Genomic DNA, 25297 nt, shown 5'->3' on the forward strand with positions numbered 1-25297 from the left:
TCACGACACAATGATTTCTGACGGCAGTTTCCGGCTGGACGGCAAGCTTGCGCTTGTTACTGGCGCATCCCGCGGCATCGGCTATTTTCTGGCGAAGGATCTTGCCGCACGCGGCGCCCATGTCATCGCCGTCGCCCGAACGGTCGGAGGGCTCGAGGATCTCGACGACGAGATCAAGAGCGCGGGCGGTAGCGCGACGCTGGTGCCGCTCGACCTGACCGACATGCCGGCCATCGACCGGCTTGGCGGCTCGATCCACGAGCGTTGGGGAAAGCTCGACATCATGGTTGCGAACGCCGGTTTCCTCGGCACGATATCACCGATCGGCCATGTGGAAGCGAAGGTGTTCGACAAGCTGATGGCGATCAACGTGTCGAGCGTATGGCGCCTGATCCGCACCACCGATCCGCTCCTAAAGCTATCGGATGCCGGCCGTGCGCTGTTCCTTTCCTCAGGCGTCGCCCACACGGCGAGAGCCTACTGGGGTCCCTATGCCGCCTCCAAGGCCGCCGTCGAGGTGATGGCGCGCAGTTGGGCCGAGGAGACGCGCCAGACGCGCCTTCGTATCAACTCGGTCAATCCCGGCGCAACGCGCACGGCAATGCGCGCCCAGGCAATGCCCGGCGAAGATCCGGAAACCTTGCCGACACCCGGCGACGTTGCCGCCCAGATCGCGCTTATGCTTGACCCGGCACTCGATGTCACCGGCAAGCTCTATGACGTGCGCGAAGGCAAGCTTCTGAGCTACAACGATCCGAGCTAGCGTAGCCGTATCAGTCGAGCAGGCGTTGTTTGCAATTTCTGCCGACTCGAGCACGGCTCTTGCGAGAAGCCATGATTGCGGTCTTGGCGACCATTAACATCGTTCTGCCGGAAGGTGTTTGATTTCACATCATCCTCCTCTCAGCCGTTATCCTCGGCTTTTTACCCGAGGACCAAGCTTCGTTTTGCGTGATCAACAGCGTCCAAGATAGATCCTCGGGACAAGGGCCCGAGTATGACGGGGGTGAGACCGGATGACGGCAAGCTAGGCCCGAGTAACGGCCGAAAACCCGAACCTCACGACGATGCGGCTTCGGCGTCGTTGTTTGGAGAAGCGGGAGCGGCGCTGAGTGCATCCGCCGCTTCGAAGCGCTTCCAGGCGCGTGTGCTGAAAGGCAGGCTGATGAAGAAGGCGATCGTCGTCAGTGTCAGCGTCTGCCATGTGTAGCTCATCAGGAACGCAACGTAGACGACGATGAACAGGAAAATCGGCATGACCCAGTCGGAGCGCAGCTTTGTACCCGCCGCCTTGCCGCTATAGACCGGCAGACGGCTGATCATCAGGCTGGCGACAATCACGGTGTAGGCGGCTGCCCCGAAGGCGACAGCCCGCGTCGGGGCAAGACCGAGAAAGCCGAGATAGACCGGCAGCATTACCAGAAGCGCTCCGGCGGGTGCTGGCACGCCTGTAAAGAAGTTCTTTTGCCAGGCGGGCTGGCCTACGGCATCGAGCATGACGTTGAAACGGGCAAGGCGCAGGCAGCAGGCGATGCAATAGAGCAGCGCCGCGATCCAGCCGAAGGACCGCGCCTGATCGAGCATATAAGCATAGAGCACGAGGGCCGGCGCAACTCCGAAATTGACGATATCGGCGAGCGAATCCATCTGGGCGCCGAAATTGCTCGAGCCCTTCATCATGCGGGCGATACGTCCGTCAATGCCGTCGAGAAAGGCGGCAAGCAGCACCATGGCGACGGCAAGTTCGAAGCGATTCTCGAAGGCGAGCCTAATGCCTGTCAGCCCGGCACAGATGGCAAGCACAGTGATCACATTCGGGACGAGATAGCGCAGCGGAATGCGCCTGCCCCGAGGTTCGTGTGCCCGAGGCTTGTCGTCAAACAGCGGATCGGATTCGATGTCGTTCATGCCGCAACCTCAGCTGATCCGCACCAGCGGCGCGCTCGCCGCCCCGCCGAATTCCGCGATGACGGTCTCGCCGCCAACCGCCATCTGACCAATTGCGACGCGGGGGGTAAAGCCCTGGGGAAGATAGACATCCACTCGCGAGCCGAAGCGGATGAGCCCGAAACGCTCGCCGATCGACAGCGCGTTGTTCTCGTCAGCCCAGCACACGATGCGGCGCGCAACCAGCCCGGCGATCTGCACCACGGCGACCTCGCCATTCGGGCTTTCGATCAGGAGGCTGTTGCGCTCGTTCTCGGCACTCGCCTTGTCGAGCTCGGCATTCAAAAACTTGCCCGGCTTGTGAACGATCGTCTTGATGCGTCCGCGCACCGGTGCGCGATTGATGTGACAAGAGAAAACGTTCATGAACACGGAAATGCGCGTCATCTCGCCGGTGCCGAGGCCGAGTTCGCGTGGGGGCACGGCTGGGCCCACCGCTGAAACAATTCCATCCGCCGAGCTTATGACCAGCTTGTCGTCGATAGGCGTCACGCGCTGCGGGTCACGATAGAAATAGATACACCAGGCCGTCAGCACGAAGCCGATCCAGAACAACGGCTCCCAGAAATAGCCGAGAATGATCGTCGCACCGGCAAAACCGGCGATAAACGGATATCCCTCCCGATGAATCGGCACAAATGTATTGCGGATGGTATCGACAAGGCTCATTCGTTGCTTCCTGCTGGTCCCGGTAACGCACACGCGAAACCCAAGGCGCGCCAATGCGGTTCGCGCGTTACTTATCGGAGATTGGAGGCCGGGGCAAACGCTTCGCTCGCCAGTTCACTGAAACCGCTATGCTGCCGGCTCGCCGCGCAGGACCACGCCAAGGTCGTCTTCCTCGCGCACACGGCGCAGCCGCTCCTCGGCCTCGGTGGCTTCGCGCTGGCGATTCCACATGGAAGCATAGAGGCCGCCGCGGGCAAGCAGCGTCAGGTGCGTGCCACGCTCGGCAATCACGCCATCTTTGAGGACGATGATTTCATCAGCGCCGATGACAGTCGAAAGACGATGGGCAATGACCAGCGTTGTGCGGTTGCGGCTGACAAGATCGAGCGCCGACTGGATTTCATGCTCCGTGGCGCTATCAAGCGCCGACGTCGCTTCGTCGAGGATGAGAATGGGCGGAGCCTTCAGGATCGTCCGGGCAATGGCGACACGCTGTTTTTCGCCGCCGGAAAGCTTCAGCCCACGCTCGCCGACCATCGACTCGTAGCCGTCCGGCAATGTCTGAATGAACGGACCGATCTGAGCAAGTTCAGCGGCGTTGCGCATTTCCTCATCGCTTGCTGCGATTCGGCCATAACGGATATTATAGGCAATGGTGTCATTGAACAGCACCGTATCCTGCGGCACCATGCCCATCGCGGCGCGCAGGCTTTCCTGCGTAACGTCGCGAATATCCTGCCCGTCAACGCTGATCGAGCCGCTCTGGATATCGTAAAAGCGGAAAAGCAGCCTGGAAAGGGTCGATTTCCCCGCACCGGAAGGCCCGACAATAGCAATCGTCTTGCCGGCCGGCACCTCGAAACTGACGCCCTTCAGGATGGGGCGCTTCGGGTCATAGGCAAAGTGAACATTGTCAAAGCGAACGGAACCGCGCTCGATGTCAAGCGGCCGCGCGTCCGGCCTGTCCTGGACTTCCTGCTCCACATCCAGAAGATCGAACATCTGCTCGATGTCGGTCAGGCCCTGGCGCACCTCTCGATAGATGAAGCCGATGAAATTGAGCGGGATCGACAGCTGCATCAGCATGGCATTGATGAAGACGAAGTCGCCAAGTGTCTGTGTGCCGGCGAGAACCTCCCTGCCCGACATGATCATCATCACCGCCATGCCGACGCCGAAGATGACGGCCTGACCGAAGTTGAGCCAGCCGAGCGACGTCCAGATGCGGGTCGCCGATACTTCATAACGCGCCATCGCTCCGTCGAAGCGCTTGGCCTCCATGGCCTCGTTGCCAAAATATTTGACCGTCTCGAAATTGAGCAGCGAGTCGATCGCCTTGGAGTTGGCGTCCGTATCGGAAGCGTTCATGTCGCGGCGTATGCCGATGCGCCAATCGCTGGCACGGACGGTAAACCACGTATAGAGCCAGACCGTGGCAACGACCACGGCGACATAGGAGAAACCATAGGTTACGGCGAAAATTACGGCCGTCATGAGGAATTCAAGGATCGTCGGCGCCGTGTTCAGGATCGTAAAGCGGACAATCGTTTCGATGCCTTTGGTCCCGCGCTCTATAATGCGCGAAAGGCCGCCCGTGCGCCGTTCGACGTGGAAGCGCAACGACAAATCATGCATATGCACGAAGGTCTTATAAGCAAGTTTTCGCACGGCGTACTGGCCGACGCTGGCAAACAGCGCGTCGCGCAACTGGTTGAGACCTGCCTGGACGATGCGCGCCAGATTATAGGCTGCGACCAGCATAAGCGGGCCAACGAGCAGCGCCGGCACCAGGTCCGAGGGCTCGGACTTGCCATTTAAAGCATTGGTCGCCCATTTGAAGAAATACGGAACAAGGATCAGAACGACCTTGGAAATGACGAGATAGACCGTGGCCCAGATCACGCGCATGCGCAGGTCCGGCCGCTCCATCGGCCACATGTAGGGCCAGAGATTGCGTATGGTCTGGAGTGTCTTTCCAGAGTCGGCGGAAACGGTCTTGTTGGCCACTTTTATTCCTTGTGGATCGCGGGGTGTAGCGAGGCACCGCCCCGAACCATCCCTTCATCGGAACAGCAAAGGCTCGCCATGTCGCTGACAAACGCGGCAACGGTGACGAATGCATCCGGATTGATACTGTAGTGCGAGCTCTGGCCTGAGGGCTGATAGCGGACAAGGCCGGCTTCGACGAGAATTTTCAGATGCTGCGAGACCGTCGACTGCGCAAGGTCAAGCTGCGCGACGATATCCTTGCAACAGGAGCGGTCCAGACAGGCGAGCTGCCGGACGATGCGCAAGCGCGCCGGATGAGCAAGCGCAGCAAGGATCCGGGCGGTTTCCGCGTCCGACAAAGAGCGTTCAAACGGATTGGTACAATTCATCGTCCATCGGCGATAAACGATATAAATTTCCAAAGCAAGCCGAAAAGTAAAAACGCTATTCCGGCTTGAGGTGCCGGAATAGCGCAATCATGTCACTCGACGGCCGATTTTTCCTGATCCGGCAAGGTGAAGACCTGACCGGGGAAGATCTTGTTCGGATTGCGGATCTGTTCCTTGTTGGCAAGGTAGATCGTCGTGTAGCGAACGCCCGCGCCATAGGTGCGGCGGGAAATCCGCCAGAGATTGTCGCCCCGGCGAATGATGACCGAGCCGTCGACATTCTTGAGCGGCGCTTCGCTGTTCTGCGCTGCCGGATCCGTGCCTTGCGGAACAGCGCCGGTTGCGCTGTCGCCGGGCGACGAGTCGGCAATGGCTGCGACGCGTTCACCCGCCTCGCGTTTGAACGGTACCGCCGCACGCGCGATTATGGTCATGCCATCCCGGCCCATCATTTCGGCGCGGATAATGTAATCGCCGACAGCAAGCTCCTGTACGGTCTGCAGCAGGAAGCGGCCGTTTGGCGCCGTCTTCGTCGTTCCGAGCGGATCGTCATTGGCATAGAGCTTGACTGTCGAGCCTGGCTCCGAGGTGCCGGCGATGAAAATCTTGTTGCCCTCGATCTCGACAGCCTCGACGGCAACGAGAGCCCTCTCGGCGGGCGCGGCGGGCTTGTCGCCGGCCGGCGAGGCGTCGGTCGCCGTTGCCGTCTGCGCTTCGGCCGGTGCAGCCGGTGCCGTGGCTTGCGGAGTCGTGATCATGCGGCTCGGTTGGCCAGATTGCTCGACGAGCGCCAGCACCTGTCCGGACTTGTTTTCGGGTATGGAGACAATGGCGGTCTCAAGCGATGTCAGCGCGCTGCCATCGGGCAGTGTCGAGCGCAGCACAAGCTGATAGTCGCCGGGTTTCAACGGCGTATCGAGGGCGATGACGAAGTCGCCGGTATCTGTCGCCTTGCCGGTGCCGACGATCTGCGATCCAGACAAAAGATCGACTGTAGCGTTCTTTGCCGCCTTGCCGGCAACAACGATCGATCCGGAGGGTTCGACGCGGAGAATGTCGAAGGTGGGTCCGCTCGATGTAATCGTCGTTTCGCCTTGCGGAACCGAAGCGTCCGGCTGGGCAGCGGGCGCGCTGGCCGCAGGGAGCGTCGGGCTCTCTACCTTGGCCTCTTGTTGCGGGGCCGGTGCTGGTGCAGCGGCTGGCTGCTCTGTCTGTGCAGGACTGGTCGCAAGCGCTACGGGTTTGTCAGAAGTCGGCTCACCTGGCAGCAACGCCACGACAGCGGCGACGAGCCCAGCGGCAACGACAGTACCGAGCCCCAAAACCGCAATTTTATTCTCGAACATCGTTCCCCATTCCTATTGTTCTCTTTTTGGTCTAGCGCCTTTTCGCCGTTGCTACAAGAAAACCCTTTAGATTCAGGACTAGTCTTTAGACTTATCAAGAACAAATCGGGGGTAGCAAACTTTTGTCGCATTACTACCGCCTTGACGTTTGGCGGTGCAGGAGGCACCACTCGTCGCATGAGCAAGATTCGATCCATCTGTGTCTATTGCGGGTCCTCGCCGGGCCGCGATCCGATCTACAAGCAAAGCGGCCGGCTGCTCGGCAGGTCGATTGCCGCACACGGGCTTGAACTCGTCTATGGCGGCGGCACGAAAGGCATCATGGGCGCGGTTGCGGACGGCGTCATGTCCGCGGGCGGTCGGGTAACCGGCATCATCCCGAAGTTCCTGATGAACAAGGAAGCCACCGAACACGCGCTTGGCCAGCTTTCCGAGCTGATTGTCACGGAAGACATGCACGAGCGCAAACACAAGATGTTCGAGCGCTCCGACGCCTTCGTCACGCTGCCCGGGGGCATCGGCACGGTCGAGGAGATCGTCGAGATAATGACCTGGGCCCAACTCGGGCGGCATCGCAAGCCGATGGTCTTTGCCAATGTCAACGGCTTCTGGAATCCGATGCTTGCGCTCATCGACCACATGAAGGCCGAAGGGTTCGTGCATACGTCACATTTGGTCAATCCGCTTGTGGTAGAAAACCCGGATGAGATCGTGCCGGCGATCCTCAACGCCGCTGCGCGAGGCGACCGGGAAGGCGATGGGTCGATCATCGAACGGATGTAGCTACGGAAAAGGGATCGATAGGTGGACACGAAGGCCTTGGATCCCAACAGCAAACAACTTGCCAGCGATGACTTTGTCATAAGCCACGCATTCGGTGCGGATGGCGCGCTTATCCTGCATCCTGGCGCCTCCAATCCTGCCGTATGGACCTGGAAAAGCTATGCGCTGGCCGATGCAAGAGCACGACGCAGCCTCGAAACCGACGCCACCCTGCCCGAAGCGGTACGCGAGGTTCTGCTTGCCTCCGGCGACCAATGCCAGATCAATTTCGATGATGGCTGGCTATACGGCGAATTGCCCGATCTCCAGCATGAGCACTATGGCGATCCGCGCGAACTCGGCTATTTCCGCTTTGCCTTCAATGATGGGGTCTTCATCAGCGCGCGGCGCCATCCGCTGCAGTCGGTCGACGACATACGCCAGGCGATAGGTCGGGGCAAAATCCGGCTTCCCTCGCCGCTCACCCTGTTCAATGCTGTTTTCCGGCGTTTCCTTGAACTGCTCAAGGCGGAAATCGCCAAGCTTTCGGAAACGCTCGATTCGATCGAGGATCACATTGTCGGCGAGAACTGGCAGGGCGAACGGGAGCGCCTGGTGCCGGTGCGGCGGCAGATCGTGGTCTTCCACCGCTATCTGACAGCGGCGATCAGCCTGTTTCGACATATAGACCATGCCGACCGCAGGGCCCTGCCTGAGGAGTTGGACGATCTCATCGAGGCCCTGTCGCGGCGAGCCGAAACCCTGCATGCGGAGGGCGACCAGTTGCAGCAGCGCGCGCGTTTGCTGCAGGACGAACTGATGGCCAAGCTCACCGACCAGTCGAACCAGTTCCTGTACGTTTTGTCGGTGATGACCGCTGTTCTTTTGCCGAGCACGGTCATCAGCGGGCTTTTCGGGATGAATACCGGCGGGCTACCGCTTGCAGAAAGCGCGCACGGTTTTTGGATCATCGCTTTCATCGCGCTCGCGATTTCCGCGGCGGTTTATCTGATTGTGCGCAGGATCGGCGGGAACAGGCGTTAAGCCGCCTTCACCTTGCGGGCTTGCTGCAACATTGACCACGTATAGATGGCAAGCGCCGTCCAGATCAGCGCAAAGGCGATGAACTGGATATGCGAGAAAGGCTCGCCGAAGACGAAGATGGCGCTGAGGAAGACGATCGTCGGTGCGATGTACTGCATCAGTCCGATCGTCGTATAGCGCAGCAGCTTGGCGCCGAATGCATAAAGGATGAGCGGCACCGCCGTTGCCGGACCGGCGAAAAGCAGAAGGCCGACGTCGTGGGCGCTGCCATTGAAGAAGTGGCTGGTGCCCTGCGAGACGGTCCAGGCGATGAAGGCGAGCGAAGGCACTGACAAAAGCAGGACTTCAAGCATGAAACCCTGCGTTGGGCCAATCGGTAACGTCTTGCGGAAGAAGCCGTAGAAGCCAAAGCTGAAGGCAAGCACCAGCGAGATCCAGGGCAAGCCGCCGGAATAGACCGTCAAAAGGAGCACCGCGCAGGCGGCGAGCCCGACCGCCACGGCCTGCGGCTTCGACAGGCGCTCGCCAAGGAAAATGCCGCCGAGCACGACATTCACAAGCGGGTTGATGTAATAGCCGAGCGCGGTATCGATGGCGTGGCCGCTGCCGATCGCCCAAACATAGGTTCCCCAGTTGAGCGTGATGAGCGAGGCCGTCAGCATCGCCATGAAAAGCATCCGGGGCGTCGTCAAAGCGACCTTCAGATCGCCGAACAATCCGAGCCACCACAGCAGCAGGGCGGCGATGGGTACCGACCAGATGATGCGATGCGCCACCACTTCCAGCGCCGGCATATGGGCAACCGACTTCAGGTAGAACGGAAGGACGCCCCAGAGCAGATAGGCTGAGAGCGCAAAGATGAAACCCTTCTTCCCGTCGGACATGCCGCCCGGACCTTCGGTTGTGACAAGGGCTGCGGTCACGGCGCGATTGGAAGCTATCTGTTCAGTCATGATGCGCCGACTCCTAGTCCTCGCTTCCCGGCGCGTCCATTGAATTCGGCTGATCGATACATCAAGACAGTTGATGTTTTTTACGGCAATTCGAACAAATTATGAGCGATTTCCAGCTATTCCGCGGCGATCTTGCCAGCGAGATCGCGGTTTTTCATCAGCTTGTAGACAATGGAATCCATCAGCGCCTGAAAGGAGGCGTCGATGATGTTGTCGGAGACGCCCACCGTCCACCAGCGCGCATTGCTCGAATCCGTCGACTCGATCAGAACGCGCGTGATCGCCTCCGTGCCGCCATTGAGGATACGAACCTTGAAATCGGCGAGCACAAGATCATCGATCTCGTTCTGGTAACGGCCCATATCCTTGCGCAGCGCAAGATCGAGTGCGTTGACCGGACCATGGCCCTCGGCGACGGACATGCGGGTCTCGCCGTCGACGTCGACCTTCACCACCGCTTCCGAGACCGTCTTTATGTTGCCGTTGGCATCGAAGCGGCGTTCGACCATGCATCGAAACGAGTCGACCTTGAAGAATTCCGGGACCGTGCCAAGTGTGCGCCGGGCCAAGAGTTCGAAGCTCGCATCGGCGCCTTCGTAGGCATAGCCTTCCGCCTCATGTTCCTTGACGAGGGCAATGAGCGTGTCGAGCCGAGGATCGGATTTTGCCACGCTGATGCCGCGGCGCTCCAGCTCATTGATGAAGTTGGACTTGCCGCCCTGGTCGGAGACCATCACCTTGCGGCGGTTGCCGACGGTCTCGGGCGGAACATGTTCGTAGGTTGCCGGCTCCTTGATGAGGGCCGAGGCATGGATGCCGGCCTTGGTCGCGAAAGCCGACGTCCCGACGAATGCGCCCTGCGGGTTGGGCGCACGGTTGAGCAATTCGTCGAAGCTGCGCGAGAGCCGCGACAGCCCCTGCAGTTTCTCCATGCTGATGCCGGTCTCGAAGCGGTCCGCCCAGGCAGGCTTCAGCATCAGCGTCGGAATGATCGTGACGAGATTGGCATTGCCGCAACGCTCGCCGATACCGTTGAGCGTGCCTTGCACGTGGCGCACGCCGGCATCGATCGCAGCCAGCGAGTTGGCGACCGCCTGCTCAGTGTCATTATGGGCATGAATGCCGAGATGATCGCCGGGGATCAACTTCGCCACCTCGCGTACGATCGTCGCCACTTCTGCGGGCTGTGTACCGCCATTGGTATCGCAGAGCACGACCCAGCGCGCGCCGGCGTCATAGGCGGTTTGCGCGCAAGCGAGCGCATAGGACGGGTTGGCCTTGTAGCCGTCAAAGAAGTGCTCGCAATCGACGATGGCTTCCTTGCCGGCCTCTACAGCGGCCGTGACCGAGGCTGCGATACTTTCAAGGTTTTCGTCATTGGTGCAGCCGAGCGCCACGCGCACGTGATAGTCCCAACTCTTGCCGACGAAGCAGACCGTGTCGGCGGCGGAGCGGATCAGCGCCGTGACGCCGGGATCGTTGGAGGTGGAGACCCCTGCCCGCTTGGTCATGCCGAATGCCGCAAACTTCGCGCGCTTTGTTCGCGTCTCGCTGAAGAACGCCGTGTCGGTGGGATTGGCGCCGGGATAGCCGCCTTCGACATAATCGAAGCCGAAATCATCGAGCAAGGCGGCGATGACCTTCTTGTCCTCGACCGAAAAATCGATGCCGGGCGTCTGCTGGCCGTCGCGCAAAGTGGTGTCGAAGAGGTAGATGCGTTCCTTGGTCACTTGCTCGTTTCCCCGTCCCCGGCCAGCGGCCATTGATCCGTGTCATGGTCGGGATGCTGATAGGATATCATTGTTTTAAGAAATTCAGCCGATGCAGGATCGCCTTCCGACGTATAGCCCGGCAGCGCGCCGAGATCGTCGACGTAGGGCAACTTGCCCTCAAGTCCCCATTGCAGGACAGGGGCAAGTTCCTCCGGATGATCGAAAGCACCGATCGCCAGCGCGAGGCCGTCGGGCGCCTCATAGGTCAGCGGTGTGCCGCATTCGGCGCAAAAACCGCGCTTGACGTGATTGGACGACCGGTAGCGCTTGGGTTCGCCGCGCGTCCACTGGAAATGGGCGCCGCGCACCGATGCAAGCGGCGCATAGAAATTGCCGAACGCCTTCTGGCACATGCGGCAATGGCAGATGGAGGTGTCGTCCACCCTGCCCTCGACGCGAAACCGAACCGCTCCGCACTGGCACCCGCCGGTGTATATGGGCTTGTTGTCAAGGCTCATGGGCGGGGCTCCGTGCGGAAACTGTGCTGACGATATGCTGACAGACGCCATCGATATCTTGAAGCACATCGTCATTCCAAAACCGCAAAACCGTCCACCCGTCGCGGTTCAGGCGTTCGGTCCTTGCGCCGTCATACTGTTGACTATGATCTTCACCGTGTTGAGAACCGTCGAGTTCCACAACGATGCGAGCCGCAGCACAGGCGAAATCAACGATGTAACCGGCGATTGGAACCTGCCGCTTGAACGACAAGCCCATCAGTCGGTGAGCACGGAGGCAATTCCAAAGTTTCAATTCCGGCTCGGTTTGCGCCCGCCGCATGGACTTCGCATATTGGCGGATCTTCACCGGAATTGGCGTGTGGGATGGCATGGTCAGTCACCCCCCTCTGTCCTGCCGGACATCTCCCCCACAAGGGGGGAGACTGAATTGTCATCGAGCGTGTCGCTCAAATGTAAACCCTGGAGATTGGCCTCAACCTCTGTAAAGGCTGGTCTCCCCCCTTGTGGGGGAGATGTCCGGCAGGACAGAGGGGGGTGCGATCCACGCCCGTCCATCACCGCCTCACCTCCCAGGTCGTAACCCGCTCGCCCGTTTCAGGATCCTTGCCGTCCTTGAGCTGTATGCCCTGGTCCAGCAGTTCGGCGCGGATGCGATCGGCCTCGGCGAAGCTCTTTGCAGCAAGCAGAGCGAGCCGGTCGGCGATCTTCGCCTCGATCTCGTCCGCAAGCTCTGACGACACTGTCTCCGCCTGCAAATCGAATCCGAGAAGCGCGAAGGCGGCCCGGTAATCGCCAGGCTCGACCGCGCGCGAGCGCCGCGCCGAAGACAGCCAGTTGATCACGCTCGGCGTGGCGAGATCATCCGCAAGCAGGGCAATCACCTCATCCGGGATCGCACCGGGTTCGGCATTGCCCACATATTCGCGCGCCTTGGCAAGAATGTTCTCCGCCTCCTCGAGCCGGCTGACGCTGAAATCGATCGGCTCGCGGTAATTGGTCATCAGCATGGCGAGGCGCAGCACGTCGCCCGGCCACTTGCGCCCGCCGAACGTTTCGGTCGCGAGAAGCTCGTTGATCGTCACGAAGTTGCCGAGGCTCTTTGCCATCTTCTGGCCCTCGACCTGCAGGAAGCCGTTATGCATCCACACATTGGCCATGCGGTCGATGCCGAGCGCGCAGCACGACTGTGCGATCTCGTTCTCGTGGTGCGGGAAAACGAGGTCGATGCCGCCGGCATGGATGTCGAAGATGTTCTTCTGCGGATCGTCGCACTGCAGTCCGCCGCCAAACGGCTCGAGCAGTTTCGCCATGGACATGGCCGAGCATTCGATATGCCAGCCGGGACGGCCAAGGCCTTCGATCCCAGCCGGTGAGGGCCAGCCTGGCTCACCCTCCCTTGACGGTTTCCACAGGACGAAATCCATCTCGTCGCGCTTGTAGGAGGCGACATCGACGCGGGCACCGGCGAGCATATCGTCGGCGGAGCGGCGCGCAAGCATGCCGTAGCGCGGCCCCCTGGCGGCGTTCATCGCCGCCGGTGAGAACAGGACATGGCCATCGGCGACATAGGCGATGCCGCGCTCGACGAGACGGTCGATCATTGCCACCATTTCCGCGATGTATTCCGTCGCCCGCGGCTGGGCCGTTGGCTGCAGGTTGCCAAGCGCCGCCACATCAGCCTGGAACTGGCGGTTCGTCGTCTCCGTCACCTTGCGGATCGCCTCATTGAGCGGAAGCGCCGGAAAGTCACGGGCGGCACGCGCATTGATCTTGTCGTCGACGTCGGTGATGTTGCGCACATAGGTAACGTGGCGTTCGCCGTAGACGTGGCGCAGCAAGCGAAACAAAACGTCGAAGACGATCACCGGTCGCGCATTGCCGATGTGGGCATAGTCATAGACAGTGGGTCCGCAAACATACATGCGCACATTGTTCGGATCGATCGGCACGAACACTTCCTTCGTGCGGGTGAGCGTGTTGTAGAGGCTCAGTTGCTGCGGCATGGCGGTGTGCTCAAATCTCGGGTTTCAACATCAAACGCATATCATTCCACTGGTCTGGCGACCGGTGCGTTTCACATCTTTTGCTGAATTTTGAGACGAAAACGGCCGGGCCAGCGCAGTGCTAGCTGATAATGATCCGACAGGTAATAATGATGGTTACGGGCAACGTTTTCATGGCCGCATTTATGATCGACTGCGCGCCGATCGTCAAGCGTATCGCCGCGAAACGCGGGTGTTGCATTTTTGCCTGCTTCCTCGTGGTTAATCCATCTTAACCGAATAGCCCAAAATCCTCCCGGAAAGTGCCTTTTTTCCGGCTCATTTGACCGGGAATCCTGACTTATCCGAAAAAGGGGATAGGACCAGACCCATGAACACCATCCAGCAGACGGCAAAGCCGCGCGAAAGCGTCCGCGCCGAGAATCTCGTTGCCAAATATAATGCCATCGGCCCCGCCGCGATCCTTGCCGCGGTGCTGAGCACCGTGCGCAAGCGTCCGCAGCTGAAGCTTGCTTCAATTGTGCAGGAAACGGACTAACAGGCTCGTTGCAATGCCGGCCATGACAAGGCCGATCAGGATATCAAGGACGCGCCAGGCCGCAGGCTTGGCGAATACCGGCTGCAGCAGCCTCGCCCCATAGCCGAGGCTGAAGAACCAGATGAACGAAGCGAGCGCCGCGCCGATGCCATAGGCCGCGCGGTTGACGCCCTCGAAGCGAGCCGAGAGCCCGCCCAATAGAACGACTGTATCGAGATAGACGTGCGGATTGAGGAATGTCAGCGCGAGCACTGTGCCGACGGCTGCCTTGAGTGAGCTTCCGCCAGAACCCGCCGCCCGCAAGCCTTCCGGATGAAACGCACGCCGAAAGGCGACCGACGCGTACCAGAAGAGAAACGCCGCTCCGCCCAGCGTCACGAAGGAAATCAGTTTCGGGGACTGTGCGATAAGCGTGCCGAGGCCGGCAACGCCAGCCGCGATCAGCAAGGCATCCGACAGCGCGCAAATGAAGCTCAGGATGAAGACATGTTCGCGCAGCAGGCCCTGCCGCAGGATATAGGCGTTTTGCGCGCCGATCGCGATTATGAGCGACGCGCCAAGGAGAAAACCGGAAAGAGCGGCTGAAAGCATATCGTCTGTGTCCTGAAGTTGGCGCGTAAAGGACTAGAAAAGTTTCATCTGTGCGTCGGATTGCGGCGGCTTTGAACGCTGCGGTCTCTTGCGTTCCTCGGGCGGTGTATCTTCGACCCGCTCCTGGATTTCCGGTCCGGTGTTTTCGAACTTGTTGACCTTGTCGGAGACCGGTATAGCCTCGAAAAGGTCCTCGCGTGCCGGTTTCAGGAGGTCGGCGACATGGCGCGGCTCCTGCGACTTGCAATCGAGCCAGCGCGAGAAATCCTTCTGCTCGATGACGACGGGCATGCGGTCGTGGATGAAACGCAGGTTATCGCTCGCCTCCGTGGTGAGCACCGCGCCGGTATCCATCTCCGACCCCTCGGCATTCGCCCAGGGCTCGTAAAGTCCGGCAAAGGCGACAACGCCGCCATCGCGCGGGCGCACCCAATAGGCCTGCGCCTTCCGGTCGCCGTTGCGGCGCCACTCATAGAAGCCCGAGGCCGGGATCAGCGCGCGGCGATGGCGCATCGCCGCCTTGAACGATGCCTTGTCGATCGCAGTCTCGGCGCGGGCGTTGATCATCAGCGGATAATTTGCCGTGTCCTTGACCCATCCCGGAATGAACCCCCATCGTACAAGGAGCGCACGCCGGTTGGGCCGGTTGCTGCCGGGCGGCGGCGTTTCCCCGCTGACGACCATGAGGATCGGTTGGGTCGGCGCAATATTGTAGCGGGGCGGGAAATCCTCAAGCTCCATAAGATCGAACCAGGCTTCGATCTCTTCCGGTGTTCCGAGGAGGGAAAAACGTCCGCACATTTATAACGAGCCCTTAGTGACCGCGGCGATCTTCCCGATTTGCGGTCGTCCGTCAAGGCGACCTTGTCAAATGCGTTGATGCCGCTTACCCCTGAGATATGGATCAAATTCCCCTCTCCGCAACTGTCGATGGCGTTTCCGCGGTCTGTATCCGCGACAACGCATTCCTGCTCGTCGAGCGCGGCCGCGAGCCCTCGAAAGGCTGGCTCGCCTTTCCGGGTGGACGGCGTGAGGACGGCGAGACGCCGCAGGAAGCTGCAATGCGCGAGCTCTTCGAAGAGACCGGCATCATCGCGCACGAGGTCACTTATCTGACCACCTATACCTTCGATTATTCGACACCTGAGTTTCCGTCGCCCAAGGCGTTCCGCCTCGCTGTATTCCTCGCGCATGACGCAACGGGAGACGCCGTCGCCGCCGACGATGCCGCGGCCGTGCATTGGCTGCGCGCCGACGAAATGGCCGCATTTGACGTGACCGAAAGCGTGCTCGAGGTCGTGCACTTCCTGGCGCGTTCCTTCGAAAGTTGAGGGTATCGCCGATCAACGCCTTGAAGGCGCCTTGCTTTCGGGCAACATGTCGCGAAGGGCGAACAGGCTTGGGGAATTTCGTGCGGCGAGCAGCATTGATCACAGCGTTTCTTGCGACACTCGCCAGCGCTGTCCCGGCATATGCTGTCGATCCGCTCTACGAGGCCAAGCTGCTGCGCCTCGCCGAGGTAATGGGATCGATCCATTCGCTGCGCAATCTGTGTGGCGAGAAGAGCAGCCAGTGGCGCGATCGCATGGATACGCTGCTTCTGGCGGAAAACCCCGACCCCGCACGGCGGGCGCGTCTCATCGCCAGCTTCAACCGCGGCTACCGCACTTTCAACGAGACTTACTCCACCTGCACCAGCCAGGCGATTGCGGCGATTGACCGCTACCAGGCCGAAGGAATGAGGCTTTCATCCGAGATCGTATCGGGCTATGGAAATTAACTGTGCTTTAACTGTTGAAGCCAATGGGCCGCATTTTAAACAAAACATATGATAGAGTTTAGCGGTAGTTTAAGAATTGGCTTCGGCCAAGGACGGTATGACATGAACATGACATCGACGGACCTCGATAGGTTGGTTGCAGAAGAAAAAAAACTGGTTGCGATCGAATATCAGAATGAAGTCTGGGCAGATGGCACGCTCGAGGGTATCGAACCTGAAATTATGGCCGAGGCAGCATTCGCAACCGCGCTGATCGAACTGATCCGCGACAATGGCGAAGCCTCCGCTCTTGCGTTGCTTGAAGTGTTGCGTGAACGTATTTCCGCAGGTGAATTTTCAACGAATCGCGTTCTCCAGTAACGCCCGGGTGATCCAGCATGCTTGAGAAGCACTTTTCCGCGCCCGCGATTGCCCGCGCAATTGTCATCGTGGCCGCGTCCTGTGCGTTCAGCCTTCCTGCTGCGGCCGCCAGCGGCAAACCGGTCCAGCTTGCCTTGAGCGAACTTAAGAAGGAAGAGCTTCCCAAGCCTGCAGAGCCTGCCAAGCCCGACGCAATGCAGAAGCCGGCAGGCGAGACGCCGCCCGCTGCGACCGAGCAACCGGCGGCCCCGAGCGACGGGGATGCGGACACGCCCGCCGCCAATGACGGCGCGGTCGTCCCCGACAGCAGCATTGCCATGCCGAACGCCAAGGAAGGCGCGGCGGCCGCGCAGGTCGAATACGATCTCAGCAAGCTGCCGTTTCCGGTGCGCAAGATGCACGAACTTATCCTGACGGCCGCCAAGTCCGGCAATATCGAGGCGCTGCGTCCTCTGATCGGCTCCGGCGACGATGTCACCATGCTCTCGCTCACCGAGATCGAGGGCGATCCCCTCGCCTATCTGAAGTCGTTGGCGGGCGATCCTGAAGGCATGGAAATTCTTGCAATCCTCGTCGATGTGCTTGAATCCGGTTACGTCCACCTCGATGCCGGCACACCAGACGAGCTTTATGTCTGGCCCTATTTCTTCGCTTATCCGCTCGACAAGCTCGACGCCAAGCAGAAGGTTGAACTCTTTCAGATCGTCACCGCCGGCGATTATGACGAGATGAAGCAATTCGGCACTTACGTCTTCTACCGCCTTGGCATCACGCCGAAGGGACGCTGGCGCTTCTTCGTCACGGGCGACTGAGCCGGCGCCAGGCGATCCATCTTGAATCCCCATCGCCGATCTTTCGGGAGAACTCCACCATGTCCAGAACGCGCGTCGCAATTCTCTTTGGTGGCAGATCTTCCGAACACGATGTCTCCGTCATGTCCGCGAGAAATGTCTTCGAGGCGATTGACCCGGAGGTTTACGAAACAGTTCTCGTTGCGGTGACCCGGCAGGGCGAGTGGCTGCTCGTCGACGGCGGCTTTCCGCAATCCGTACCGGGCGATGGTACGAAAATTACCTTGCTTCCGGGTGGCCGGGGCCGCGCGCTTGCTCTTCCCATATCCGGCCCGGCCTATGAGATCACGCCTATAGACGTGCTGCTGCCGGTTCTTCACGGACCCTTTGGCGAAGACGGCTCCGTGCAGGGTCTAGCGGAAGTCGCCAACATTCCCTATGTCGGAAGCGGTATTTTCGGATCCGCCGCCGCCATGGACAAGTATCAGGCGAAGTGCCTGCTGGCCCATGACGGCCTGCCCGTTGCGTCGGGCATCATGGTAAAACGCACCTCGGACATTGATCTCGACACCGTTGCGCGCTCCCTTTCGTGGCCCGTCTTCGTCAAGCCGGCACGACAGGGTTCATCGGTCGGCGTCAGCAAGGCGAGGACAGCCGAGGAATTACATCTGGCGGTTGAATCGGCATTGCAGTTCGACGACCATGTCCTCATCGAAGAGTTCATTGAAGGCCGGGAGATCGAACTCGGCGTGCTCGAAGCGGCGGATGGCACCGTGATTGTTTCGGTGCCCGGTGAAATCGCTCCGTCCAACACGCACGACTTCTATACCTACGAAGCAAAATACCTCGATGCGGATGGAGCGGACCTTACCGTGCCTGCCCGCATCAGCCCCGACGAGACCCAGGCTCTACAGGATATGGCAGAACAAGCTTTTCGTGCGCTTGGATGCGAGGGCATGGCGCGCGTTGATTTCTTCCTTCGCGCCGATGGCAGCGCCGTGATCAACGAAGTCAATACGATACCGGGATTCACCAATATCAGCATGTATCCCAAGGTACTTGGCGCGACCGGAATACCCTATCCGGAACTGATCCACCGGTTGATCCAGCACGGATTGAAGCGCGCCGTACGCTGATTCGCGGGCGCTTGACGGCCACCTCGGTCCTCCACCTTATACATCTCACCGGTTGCAACAATGACAATGACCTGATCGCCAGCGTCGGCGCGCTACGTTGACGTTATCATAGGCGGGCGATGCCCCTCCGACCATTGAGCCGACGCGCCCTACAGCAGCAGATTGAGGTTAGTCCGACCCAATGCGGGGCGTCAAGAATGGATCTCCGCTCAACAAACGCAGCCTGTCCCAAAAATAATCTTGGAGCGATGTCACATTAGAAAATGCTGTCTCGTCTTGTTTTCAGGCAACGCAATGCCGCACAAGGAGATCAATGATGAAACCGAGACTGAACCCCTACAACCACGACGCAATAAAGCCCATGATCGAGATGGAGAAGAGCGCCGTTTCCAGCGGGCTCGAGATGAGCCTTATCGAACTCGTCAAGATGCGCGCCTCGCAGATCAATGGCTGCGCCTTCTGCCTCGACATGCATTCGAAGGATGCGCGCAAGCGCGGCGAGACCGAACAGCGCCTCTATCTGCTCGACGCCTGGCGCGAGTCGCCGCTTTATAGCGAGCGCGAACGCGCAGCCCTCGCCTGGACTGAAGCATTGACGCTGATTGCCAAGACGCACGCACCGGATAATGTCTATGAGGAATTGAAGACGCAGTTCAGCGAAGAGGAGATCGTCAAACTGAGCATGCTCATTGTTACCATCAACGGTTGGAACCGGCTCGCCATCGGATTCCGGTCGGTGCATCCGGTGTCGAAAGATAGTGCCGCAGCAGCCTGAAGCCACGTCGAGTATATTCAATCGCCTCAGACCGCGACTGATCCGCATCGCCTATCGCATGCTCGGATCGGTCGCGGAGGCGGAGGATATTGTCCAGGAAGGTTTCATTCGCTGGCATCAGGCCGATCGTTCGGAGGTACGCAGCGAGGAAGCCTTCCTGGTTCGCATCGTCACGAGGCTCTGCCTCGACCACCTCAAATCCGCACGTGTTCGACGGGAGACCTATGTGGGAAGCTGGCTGCCTGAACCGATATTCGATCCGAGCGAAGAGGAGACGGATGCCGATATCACGCTGACGCTGATGATGGCGCTGGAGCGGCTGTCGCCGCTGGAACGGGCGGCGTTCCTGCTGCACGATGTTTTCGGCCAGGATTTCAATGAGGTGGCGCAGGCGATAGGCCGCGATCCGGCAAGCTGCCGCCAGCTGGCGAGCCGGGCCCGAACCCATGTCCAGCAAGCAAAGCCGCGCTTTCCCGTTTCCGACGAACAGGGCAGGAATATTGCGCAGGCCTTCTACAATGCGTCGCGCAGCGGCGACATGCAGGCACTGCAGGCGCTTCTCGCCGATGACGTCGTCATGTATGCCGATGGCGGCGGCAACCGCACATCCACGATCAATCCAATCTATTCGCGGGCAAAGGTCGGACGCTTCTTCGACGGCATAGGGCGGACCGCCGGCTATCGGTTCTCGCCGCTATTATATGAGGGCCTGGTCGACGGCCTTCCCGGCTTTGTGACCACCGAATTCGACGGACTGCCGCAAACGACTGCGCTCGAGATCGAGGACGGCAAGATCAAGGCGATCTATATTGTCCGCAATCCGGAGAAACTGCGCCACCTGCAGTTTGCGCAGGCAATTCCGGGCGGAAGTGCTTGAAGGCTGGACGAGGCGGTGCGTATTTTCCGCCTCCCCTCACTGCCGTCCTCCTCGGGTGCTTAGTCCCAGTGGCGTGGCAAAGAATGGATCCTCGGCTCGGGGCCCGAGGATGACGGAGAAGAATGGAGCCTCAGCACAATGCAACGCGCGTTACCGAGGCAGCGCCTCACCAAAAAGCACAGGTTCGCCCGTGGATGGCGTGACGATCTCGCCCTCCCACATCACCCTTTGGCCGCGAACGATTGTGCCTACCGGCCAGCCGGTGACGATCTTGCCATCATAGGGCGTCCAGCCCGCCTTGGAGCCGACGCCGGCATTGGTGATCGTCTCGCGCCGCTTCATGTCAACGATCGTCAGGTCTGCGTCATACCCGACCGCGATGCGGCCTTTACGCGCCATGCCGAACAACCGGTTCGGACCATGCGACGTCAGGTCGACGAAGCGCTCGATCGACATGCGGCCCTCGTTCACATGGTCGAGCATGATAGGTACGAGTGTCTGAACGCCCGTCATGCCCGACGGGGACGCCGGATAGGGCTTCGACTTTTCCTCAAGCGTGTGCGGCGCATGGTCGGAGCCGAGAACATCGACGATACCCTGCGTGATGCCTGACCAAACGCCATCGCGGTGCCGGGTATCGCGGACCGGCGGATTCATCTGCAGCAACGTGCCGAGCGTCGCGTACTGGCTTGCCTCAAGCGTCAAATGGTGCGGCGTCGCTTCGCAGCTTGCCACATCCTTGTGATCCTTGAGGAATTCGATCTCCTCGGCGGTCGATATATGCAGGACATGGATGCGCGCCCGGGTTTCCCTGGCAATGCGCACCAGCCGTTCGGTGCATTTGAGCGCTGCGATTTCGTCACGCCAAACGGGATGGGACGCTGGATCGCCGGCAATGCGCAGGCCCTCGCGTTCCCGCAGCCGAAACTCGTCCTCCGAATGGAAGGCGGCGCGGCGGCGGGTGTTCCTGAGGATCGACCGGACGCCTTCGTCATCCTCGACCAGAAGGTCGCCGGTGGACGAGCCCATGAAAACCTTGATGCCCGCAGCACCGGGAAGACGCTCCAGTTCGGTCACCTGATCGGCATTGTCGCGCGTGCCCCCCACCCAGAAGGCGAAGTCGCAATGCATGCGGTGGCGGCCGCGCCTGATCTTGTCTTCAAGCGTTTCGGCCGACGTCGTCAGGGGCTTGGTGTTCGGCATTTCGAAGACGGCGGTGACGCCGCCAAGGACAGCGGAGCGCGAACCGCTTTCCAGATCCTCCTTGTGCTCAAGGCCTGGTTCGCGGAAGTGCACCTGGCTGTCGACGACGCCGGGCAGGATATGCAGCCCGGTCGCATCGACGAGCTCGCCTGCCGAGGCGTGGCCGAGATTACCGATCGCGGCGATACGGCCATTGCTGACGCCGATATCGCGCAGGCCGACCCCATCCTGATTGACGACAAAACCGCTGCGGTAAATCGTGTCGAACGTCTGCACCATTTGCTTTCCCATCCAGCCTTGCGAACCTGCCTAGAGCGAATTAGGTAACAGGGACGATAAAGGCAAGGACAATGCTATGCCATCGGCAAGTTTAAGTGGACGCGCGCTCCTAGACGTCAAAGGCGACGACGCCGAAGATTTCCTCCAGAACATTATCACGACCGATCTCGATACGCTCGGCAAAGGTGAATTGAAGCCGGGCGCCCTGCTGACGCCGCAGGGAAAAATCCTGTTCGAATTCCTTGTTTCGCGCAACGGGGCCGGGCTGCGCCTTGATCTCAATGATTCATCTATAGACGATCTCGTGAAGCGCCTCACGCTCTACCGGCTTCGCGCCAAGGTTCAATTTGCCGTGGATAAAGAGTCGCTTGTCACGGTTTCCTGGAATGAAGATTCAAGTGCCTCGGAAACTGATTCAATCCTGACCGACCGCCGGTTTCCCGAAAGCCTGGGCGTCAGGCGCCGGTACGGCGAACCTGCCGATCCTGGCTCGGGCGTTGACGCCTGGAATGCGCTTCGCATCGCATACGGCGTTGCCGAAGCACCGGACGACTATGCGCTGGGCGAAGCGTTTCCCCACGACGTCAATTTCGACCAGACGGGAGGCGTTTCATTCAAGAAGGGCTGTTTCGTCGGCCAGGAGGTCGTATCAAGGATGCAGCATCGCGGCACCGCGCGGCGGCGGATATTGGTCGCAACGGGCGCCGCTGACCTGCCGGCGCAGGGTACACCCCTAACTGCGGGCGGCCGCGAAATTGGTACACTCGGCACAGTCGTTGCGAAAGACGCTCTCGCCCTTGTCCGCATCGACCGGGTCAAGGATGCGATGGATAGCGGCATGCCCATTATGGCAGGAGATGTCGCGGTTCACCTTGCCATTCCCCCCGAACACCGCTTTACATTTCCGGTGACGACGCAGGAAGCGTGATCGGGAATCGTTGATGCCGACGAAGCCGCAGACGGACAAGCGAACGGAACTCAGGGCCTGGCAGCGCATGCTGTCTGGCCGCAGGCTCGACCTGCTCGATCCATCGCCGCTCGACATCGAGATTGTCGACATCGCCCAAGGGCTCGCCCGTGTCGCGCGCTGGAACGGGCAGACCGTGGGCGACCACGCCTTTTCCGTTGCGCAACATTCGCTGCTCGTCGAAGAGATATTCGGCAGGATCGTGCCGGAGGCGACAACCGAACAGCGGCTGATCGCGCTGCTGCACGATGCACCGGAATATGTGATCGGCGACATGATTTCGCCGTTCAAGGCGGTGGTCGGCGGCGATTACAAGAGCGTGGAATTGCGCCTGCAGCATGCCATTCATGTCCGCTTCGCGCTTGCTCCTGTCATCCATCAGAACCTGCGCCTGTTGATCAAACGCGCCGATGCGGTGGCCGCCTATTTCGAAGCGACCCGACTTGCCGGATTCGCCGAAAAGGAAGCCGTGCAATTCTTCGGCCGCCCGCGCGGTATCAGCCCGCATGGCATCGACGTGACCGCGCTGCCGACACAGGATGTTCAAGACGCTTTTTTACAACGTTTTGCCGAACTTGACGGGCGACGTTCACAAGACCAAGGTTAGCTCCATGCCGCACATCGTCGTTTCTCCCCTATCCCGCATCGCCGAATCCGCAATCCGCTTCGGCGCTCGCGACATGATCACGCTCATCAACACCGGCACGCCGGTAATGCGGCCTGCCGAAATCGCCGAGGCACGGCACCTTTTCCTGGGGTTCAACGACATCATCGAGCCCGCCGAAGGCATGACCTTGCCGGCGGTAGACCATATCCACCAGCTTCTGATCTTCGGCCGGCGCTGGGACCGGCAGGCGCCGCTGCTCATCCATTGCTATGCCGGCATATCGCGCTCGACCGCGGCCGCCTATATCACGGCGCTCGCCCTCAATCCGGAGCTTGACGAAGCGGACCTGGCGCAGGCACTGCGCCGCAACGCGCCATCGGCCACGCCCAACAGCCGCCTCATAGCCCTTGCCGACGACATGCTCGGGCGAAGAGGCCGCATGGTCGATGCGGTCAAGGCGATCGGGCGAGGCGAAGAGGCCTTCGAGGGTACGCCGTTCATCCTGCCCCTGAGCATTTCCGTATGACGGGTACACCCAACGCGGTCGAGATCAATTTGAGCGCAGCCATTGCGGCTGTGGCCAACAACGACCCGTTGATCCTAACCACAGCTTCCAGTGACGACATCGAACGCGACGAGCTACCATTCGGTCCGTTCAATCCGCTGGAGCACCGCACCTTTGAGGCGGGCCTGCGCGAATGGGTCGCCGAGCAGACCCCCTTGCGGCTTGGTTATGTCGAACAACTCTATACGTTCGGTGATCGTGGGCGGCACAAGACTGCGGAAGATCGCGATCTTCACATCGTTTCGGTAGGTTATCTCGCCCTCACCCGAATTACCGACGACAACAAGGAGTCCCTGCGCAAATCAGGCGCGCGCTGGCGCAGCTGGTATTCGTTTCTTCCCTGGGAGGATTGGCGCGGCGGCAAGCCCGCATTGATCGACGAGACGGTTCGTCCTGCCCTGCGCAGCTGGGCGGAAAGTGGCGGTGTTCCTGCGCGTCTCAGCCGCTTGCGGCTCGCATTCGGGGAGGATGGCATCGCTTGGGACGAAGAGCGCGTGCTTGAGCGGTACGAATTGCTGTATGAGGCTGGCCTTATCGAGGAAGCCGTGCGCGACGGGCGGACCAACGATACGGCTCTGTCGCGCCAGCTCGGCGTTTCGATGAGCTTCGATCACCGGCGCATCCTTGCTACCGCGATTGCCCGGCTGCGCGCCAAGCTGAAGTACCGGCCCGTCGTCTTTGAGCTCATGCCGTCCACCTTCACATTGACCGCCCTGCAGGAGACGGTGGAGGCGATTTCCGGCCGCCACCTGCACAAGCAGAACTTTCGTCGCCTGGTTGAGACCACGGAACTGGTGGAGCCCACTGGCGCCGAGCAATCGCAACCGCGCGGGCGGCCCGCAGCTCTCTATCGCTTCCGGCATAATGTGCTCGAAGAGCGCAGCGTCGCGGGCCTCAGGGTTGGCGGGCGGACCTAGGGAGGAACCCATGAGCACGAAACCTGTATCGATCAATGCCGACGGCATTTCCGAGCCCTTTGCGGCAGAAAACGTTCCGTGGGAGGAATGGTCGGAAGGCAGCCGCTATGGAACGCGCTTCCGCTACCTTTCCGGTCACGGCGGCGCAACCCATGTGGGCGTGGCGCTCGAAGAGCTGGCGCCCGGAATGGAGTCGAGCCTCAACCACTATCATATGCTCGAAGAAGAGCAGGCGTTCGTGCTTGCGGGCGAGATGACACTGCGGCTTGGCGATAAGACCTATCGCATGAAAACCGGCGACCACGTGTGCTTTCCGGCCGGCCAGAAGGCAGGACATTCCTTCTTCAACCACAGCGATGCGCCCTGCCGCTTCATCATCATCGGCGAGAAGAACCCGAACGATGTGATCTTTTACCCCGAGACGGGACGCGTCGGCGTGCGCCTCATGGGTGAAGGCTACGACCGCTCGGCCAAAATGGACTATTGGCAAAACGCCGATACGCAGCAAAAGCCACAGAAATAGATTGGATTTCCGACTATCGTCGAATTGACGAGACTTGTGGAATGTAAGCAGAT

General features: G+C 60.3%; 29 protein-coding genes. 16 read left to right on the forward strand and 13 right to left on the reverse strand.

What is annotated here, in order from left to right; translation table 11 throughout:
* Window positions 1-10: 10 nt before the first annotated feature.
* Window positions 11-763, forward strand: coding sequence for an SDR family NAD(P)-dependent oxidoreductase (locus HQ945_RS02125; RefSeq protein ID WP_113281941.1), 753 nt, complete (start codon window positions 11-13; stop codon window positions 761-763).
* Between the two features lie 296 nt (window positions 764-1059).
* On the opposite strand, the gene pssA is transcribed toward HQ945_RS02125, so the two are convergent.
* The 5 genes from pssA to HQ945_RS02150 all read right to left on the reverse strand — a co-directional run bounded on the left by pssA (window position 1060) and on the right by HQ945_RS02150 (window position 6340).
* Window positions 1060-1908, reverse strand: coding sequence for a CDP-diacylglycerol--serine O-phosphatidyltransferase (gene pssA / locus HQ945_RS02130; RefSeq protein WP_113281942.1), 849 nt, complete (start codon window positions 1906-1908; stop codon window positions 1060-1062).
* Window positions 1909-1917: 9 nt separating this feature from the next.
* A complete protein-coding gene (locus HQ945_RS02135; RefSeq protein ID WP_255695364.1) occupies window positions 1918-2649 on the reverse strand; it encodes a phosphatidylserine decarboxylase in 732 nt (243 codons plus the stop codon).
* 93 nt (window positions 2650-2742) lie between these two features.
* Window positions 2743-4623 carry an ABCB family ABC transporter ATP-binding protein/permease gene (locus HQ945_RS02140; protein WP_113281943.1) on the reverse strand — a complete coding sequence of 627 codons (1881 nt, stop codon included), beginning with the start codon at window positions 4621-4623 and terminating at the stop codon, window positions 2743-2745.
* A 2-nt stretch (window positions 4624-4625) separates the two neighbouring features.
* Window positions 4626-4964: an ArsR/SmtB family transcription factor gene (locus HQ945_RS02145; protein WP_246272470.1), complete on the reverse strand. Its 339-nt coding sequence runs from the start codon at window positions 4962-4964 to the stop codon at window positions 4626-4628.
* Window positions 4965-5086: 122 nt separating this feature from the next.
* Entirely contained in the window at window positions 5087-6340 is a 1254-nt protein-coding gene (locus tag HQ945_RS02150; RefSeq protein WP_113281944.1) for a LysM peptidoglycan-binding domain-containing protein, read from the reverse strand.
* 177 nt (window positions 6341-6517) lie between these two features.
* Between HQ945_RS02150 and HQ945_RS02155 the strand changes: the two genes are divergently transcribed.
* Together HQ945_RS02155 and HQ945_RS02160 are read left to right on the forward strand one after the other, a co-directional pair.
* Window positions 6518-7123, forward strand: coding sequence for an LOG family protein (locus HQ945_RS02155; protein WP_113281945.1), 606 nt, complete (start codon window positions 6518-6520; stop codon window positions 7121-7123).
* A 21-nt stretch (window positions 7124-7144) separates the two neighbouring features.
* On the forward strand, window positions 7145-8146 hold the full coding sequence (locus HQ945_RS02160) for a CorA family divalent cation transporter (RefSeq protein WP_027229818.1): 1002 nt from the start codon (window positions 7145-7147) through the stop codon (window positions 8144-8146).
* Here the strand turns inward: HQ945_RS02160 and rarD are convergent.
* From rarD to cysS, 5 genes are all read right to left on the reverse strand, one after another.
* Complete coding sequence (gene rarD / locus HQ945_RS02165; RefSeq protein WP_113281946.1) at window positions 8143-9099, reverse strand: EamA family transporter RarD; 957 nt, start codon at window positions 9097-9099, stop codon at window positions 8143-8145. The genes HQ945_RS02160 and rarD overlap by 4 nt on opposite strands.
* A gap of 116 nt (window positions 9100-9215) precedes the next feature.
* Entirely contained in the window at window positions 9216-10829 is a 1614-nt protein-coding gene (cimA, locus tag HQ945_RS02170) for a citramalate synthase (protein ID WP_113281947.1), read from the reverse strand.
* The gene (locus HQ945_RS02175) at window positions 10826-11329 is read right to left on the reverse strand and encodes a GFA family protein (RefSeq protein WP_113281948.1); all 504 of its coding nucleotides are present in this window, start codon (window positions 11327-11329) and stop codon (window positions 10826-10828) included. Before HQ945_RS02175 ends, cimA begins: the two co-directional genes overlap by 4 nt.
* Entirely contained in the window at window positions 11319-11702 is a 384-nt protein-coding gene (locus HQ945_RS02180) for an endonuclease domain-containing protein (protein ID WP_113281949.1), read from the reverse strand. Before HQ945_RS02180 ends, HQ945_RS02175 begins: the two co-directional genes overlap by 11 nt.
* A 184-nt stretch (window positions 11703-11886) precedes the next feature.
* Window positions 11887-13335, reverse strand: a complete 1449-nt coding sequence (gene cysS, locus HQ945_RS02185; RefSeq protein WP_113281951.1) for a cysteine--tRNA ligase — start codon at window positions 13333-13335, stop codon at window positions 11887-11889.
* A 370-nt stretch (window positions 13336-13705) separates the two neighbouring features.
* On the opposite strand from cysS, the gene HQ945_RS02190 reads away from it, so the two are divergent.
* A complete protein-coding gene (locus HQ945_RS02190; protein ID WP_155810791.1) occupies window positions 13706-13873 on the forward strand; it encodes a hypothetical protein in 168 nt (55 codons plus the stop codon).
* On the opposite strand, the gene HQ945_RS02195 is transcribed toward HQ945_RS02190, so the two are convergent.
* Together HQ945_RS02195 and HQ945_RS02200 are read right to left on the reverse strand one after the other, a co-directional pair.
* Window positions 13850-14464 carry a LysE/ArgO family amino acid transporter gene (locus tag HQ945_RS02195; RefSeq protein WP_113281952.1) on the reverse strand — a complete coding sequence of 205 codons (615 nt, stop codon included), beginning with the start codon at window positions 14462-14464 and terminating at the stop codon, window positions 13850-13852. The two genes, HQ945_RS02190 and HQ945_RS02195, sit on opposite strands and share 24 nt — an antisense overlap.
* Before the next feature lie 33 nt (window positions 14465-14497).
* Window positions 14498-15265, reverse strand: coding sequence for an SOS response-associated peptidase (locus HQ945_RS02200; protein ID WP_113281953.1), 768 nt, complete (start codon window positions 15263-15265; stop codon window positions 14498-14500).
* 98 nt (window positions 15266-15363) lie between these two features.
* On the opposite strand from HQ945_RS02200, the gene HQ945_RS02205 reads away from it, so the two are divergent.
* The 7 genes from HQ945_RS02205 to HQ945_RS02235 all read left to right on the forward strand — a co-directional run bounded on the left by HQ945_RS02205 (window position 15364) and on the right by HQ945_RS02235 (window position 20183).
* A complete protein-coding gene (locus HQ945_RS02205) occupies window positions 15364-15795 on the forward strand; it encodes an NUDIX hydrolase (protein WP_113281954.1) in 432 nt (143 codons plus the stop codon).
* Window positions 15796-15875: 80 nt separating this feature from the next.
* Window positions 15876-16244 (forward strand): TIGR02301 family protein, encoded by a 369-nt coding sequence (locus HQ945_RS02210; protein WP_081815825.1) that lies wholly within the window; start codon window positions 15876-15878, stop codon window positions 16242-16244.
* Between the two features lie 102 nt (window positions 16245-16346).
* A complete protein-coding gene (locus HQ945_RS02215) occupies window positions 16347-16604 on the forward strand; it encodes a hypothetical protein (RefSeq protein ID WP_027229828.1) in 258 nt (85 codons plus the stop codon).
* 17 nt (window positions 16605-16621) lie between these two features.
* A complete protein-coding gene (locus tag HQ945_RS02220; protein WP_113281955.1) occupies window positions 16622-17416 on the forward strand; it encodes a hypothetical protein in 795 nt (264 codons plus the stop codon).
* A gap of 59 nt (window positions 17417-17475) precedes the next feature.
* Window positions 17476-18531, forward strand: a complete 1056-nt coding sequence (locus HQ945_RS02225; RefSeq protein WP_113281956.1) for a D-alanine--D-alanine ligase family protein — start codon at window positions 17476-17478, stop codon at window positions 18529-18531.
* Window positions 18532-18847: 316 nt separating this feature from the next.
* Window positions 18848-19306: a carboxymuconolactone decarboxylase family protein gene (locus tag HQ945_RS02230; protein ID WP_027229831.1), complete on the forward strand. Its 459-nt coding sequence runs from the start codon at window positions 18848-18850 to the stop codon at window positions 19304-19306.
* On the forward strand, window positions 19290-20183 hold the full coding sequence (locus HQ945_RS02235) for a sigma-70 family RNA polymerase sigma factor (protein WP_425500617.1): 894 nt from the start codon (window positions 19290-19292) through the stop codon (window positions 20181-20183). Before HQ945_RS02230 ends, HQ945_RS02235 begins: the two co-directional genes overlap by 17 nt.
* Before the next feature lie 150 nt (window positions 20184-20333).
* Here HQ945_RS02235 and HQ945_RS02240 read toward each other — a convergent pair whose 3' ends face one another.
* Window positions 20334-21665 carry a dihydroorotase gene (locus HQ945_RS02240; RefSeq protein ID WP_174207617.1) on the reverse strand — a complete coding sequence of 444 codons (1332 nt, stop codon included), beginning with the start codon at window positions 21663-21665 and terminating at the stop codon, window positions 20334-20336.
* Between the two features lie 76 nt (window positions 21666-21741).
* On the opposite strand from HQ945_RS02240, the gene ygfZ reads away from it, so the two are divergent.
* The 5 genes from ygfZ to HQ945_RS02265 are packed head-to-tail and all read left to right on the forward strand — an operon-like array spanning window position 21742 to window position 25244.
* The gene (ygfZ, locus tag HQ945_RS02245; protein ID WP_113281958.1) at window positions 21742-22593 is read left to right on the forward strand and encodes a CAF17-like 4Fe-4S cluster assembly/insertion protein YgfZ; all 852 of its coding nucleotides are present in this window, start codon (window positions 21742-21744) and stop codon (window positions 22591-22593) included.
* 13 nt (window positions 22594-22606) lie between these two features.
* A complete protein-coding gene (locus tag HQ945_RS02250; protein WP_113281959.1) occupies window positions 22607-23239 on the forward strand; it encodes a YfbR-like 5'-deoxynucleotidase in 633 nt (210 codons plus the stop codon).
* A 4-nt stretch (window positions 23240-23243) separates the two neighbouring features.
* Window positions 23244-23765 carry a tyrosine phosphatase family protein gene (locus HQ945_RS02255; RefSeq protein ID WP_027229836.1) on the forward strand — a complete coding sequence of 174 codons (522 nt, stop codon included), beginning with the start codon at window positions 23244-23246 and terminating at the stop codon, window positions 23763-23765.
* A complete protein-coding gene (locus HQ945_RS02260; protein ID WP_091919103.1) occupies window positions 23762-24721 on the forward strand; it encodes an NUDIX hydrolase in 960 nt (319 codons plus the stop codon). The genes HQ945_RS02255 and HQ945_RS02260 overlap by 4 nt, the downstream gene beginning before the upstream one ends.
* Before the next feature lie 10 nt (window positions 24722-24731).
* Complete coding sequence (locus tag HQ945_RS02265; RefSeq protein ID WP_113281960.1) at window positions 24732-25244, forward strand: cupin domain-containing protein; 513 nt, start codon at window positions 24732-24734, stop codon at window positions 25242-25244.
* The last annotated feature ends 53 nt before the right edge of the window (window positions 25245-25297 follow it).

The sequence above is a fragment of the Phyllobacterium pellucidum genome (assembly GCF_013327855.1).
Classification (GTDB): domain Bacteria; phylum Pseudomonadota; class Alphaproteobacteria; order Rhizobiales; family Rhizobiaceae; genus Phyllobacterium; species Phyllobacterium pellucidum.

Bases quoted from the DNA above. Each gene is read 5' to 3' on its own strand.
- HQ945_RS02125 (WP_113281941.1), top strand. From the start codon at position 11: ATGATTTCTGACGGCAGTTTCCGGCTGGACGGCAAGCTTGCGCTTGTT.
- pssA (WP_113281942.1), bottom strand. From the start codon at position 1,908: ATGAACGACATCGAATCCGATCCGCTGTTTGACGACAAGCCTCGGGCA.
- HQ945_RS02150 (WP_113281944.1), bottom strand. From the start codon at position 6,340: ATGTTCGAGAATAAAATTGCGGTTTTGGGGCTCGGTACTGTCGTTGCC.
- HQ945_RS02155 (WP_113281945.1), top strand. From the start codon at position 6,518: ATGAGCAAGATTCGATCCATCTGTGTCTATTGCGGGTCCTCGCCGGGC.
- rarD (WP_113281946.1), bottom strand. From the start codon at position 9,099: ATGACTGAACAGATAGCTTCCAATCGCGCCGTGACCGCAGCCCTTGTC.
- HQ945_RS02175 (WP_113281948.1), bottom strand. From the start codon at position 11,329: ATGAGCCTTGACAACAAGCCCATATACACCGGCGGGTGCCAGTGCGGA.
- HQ945_RS02180 (WP_113281949.1), bottom strand. From the start codon at position 11,702: ATGCCATCCCACACGCCAATTCCGGTGAAGATCCGCCAATATGCGAAG.
- cysS (WP_113281951.1), bottom strand. From the start codon at position 13,335: ATGCCGCAGCAACTGAGCCTCTACAACACGCTCACCCGCACGAAGGAA.
- HQ945_RS02190 (WP_155810791.1), top strand. From the start codon at position 13,706: ATGAACACCATCCAGCAGACGGCAAAGCCGCGCGAAAGCGTCCGCGCC.
- HQ945_RS02195 (WP_113281952.1), bottom strand. From the start codon at position 14,464: ATGCTTTCAGCCGCTCTTTCCGGTTTTCTCCTTGGCGCGTCGCTCATA.
- HQ945_RS02200 (WP_113281953.1), bottom strand. From the start codon at position 15,265: ATGTGCGGACGTTTTTCCCTCCTCGGAACACCGGAAGAGATCGAAGCC.
- HQ945_RS02205 (WP_113281954.1), top strand. From the start codon at position 15,364: ATGGATCAAATTCCCCTCTCCGCAACTGTCGATGGCGTTTCCGCGGTC.
- HQ945_RS02215 (WP_027229828.1), top strand. From the start codon at position 16,347: ATGAACATGACATCGACGGACCTCGATAGGTTGGTTGCAGAAGAAAAA.
- HQ945_RS02220 (WP_113281955.1), top strand. From the start codon at position 16,622: ATGCTTGAGAAGCACTTTTCCGCGCCCGCGATTGCCCGCGCAATTGTC.
- HQ945_RS02225 (WP_113281956.1), top strand. From the start codon at position 17,476: ATGTCCAGAACGCGCGTCGCAATTCTCTTTGGTGGCAGATCTTCCGAA.
- HQ945_RS02230 (WP_027229831.1), top strand. From the start codon at position 18,848: ATGAAACCGAGACTGAACCCCTACAACCACGACGCAATAAAGCCCATG.
- HQ945_RS02240 (WP_174207617.1), bottom strand. From the start codon at position 21,665: ATGGTGCAGACGTTCGACACGATTTACCGCAGCGGTTTTGTCGTCAAT.
- ygfZ (WP_113281958.1), top strand. From the start codon at position 21,742: ATGCCATCGGCAAGTTTAAGTGGACGCGCGCTCCTAGACGTCAAAGGC.
- HQ945_RS02250 (WP_113281959.1), top strand. From the start codon at position 22,607: ATGCCGACGAAGCCGCAGACGGACAAGCGAACGGAACTCAGGGCCTGG.
- HQ945_RS02255 (WP_027229836.1), top strand. From the start codon at position 23,244: ATGCCGCACATCGTCGTTTCTCCCCTATCCCGCATCGCCGAATCCGCA.
- HQ945_RS02260 (WP_091919103.1), top strand. From the start codon at position 23,762: ATGACGGGTACACCCAACGCGGTCGAGATCAATTTGAGCGCAGCCATT.
- HQ945_RS02265 (WP_113281960.1), top strand. From the start codon at position 24,732: ATGAGCACGAAACCTGTATCGATCAATGCCGACGGCATTTCCGAGCCC.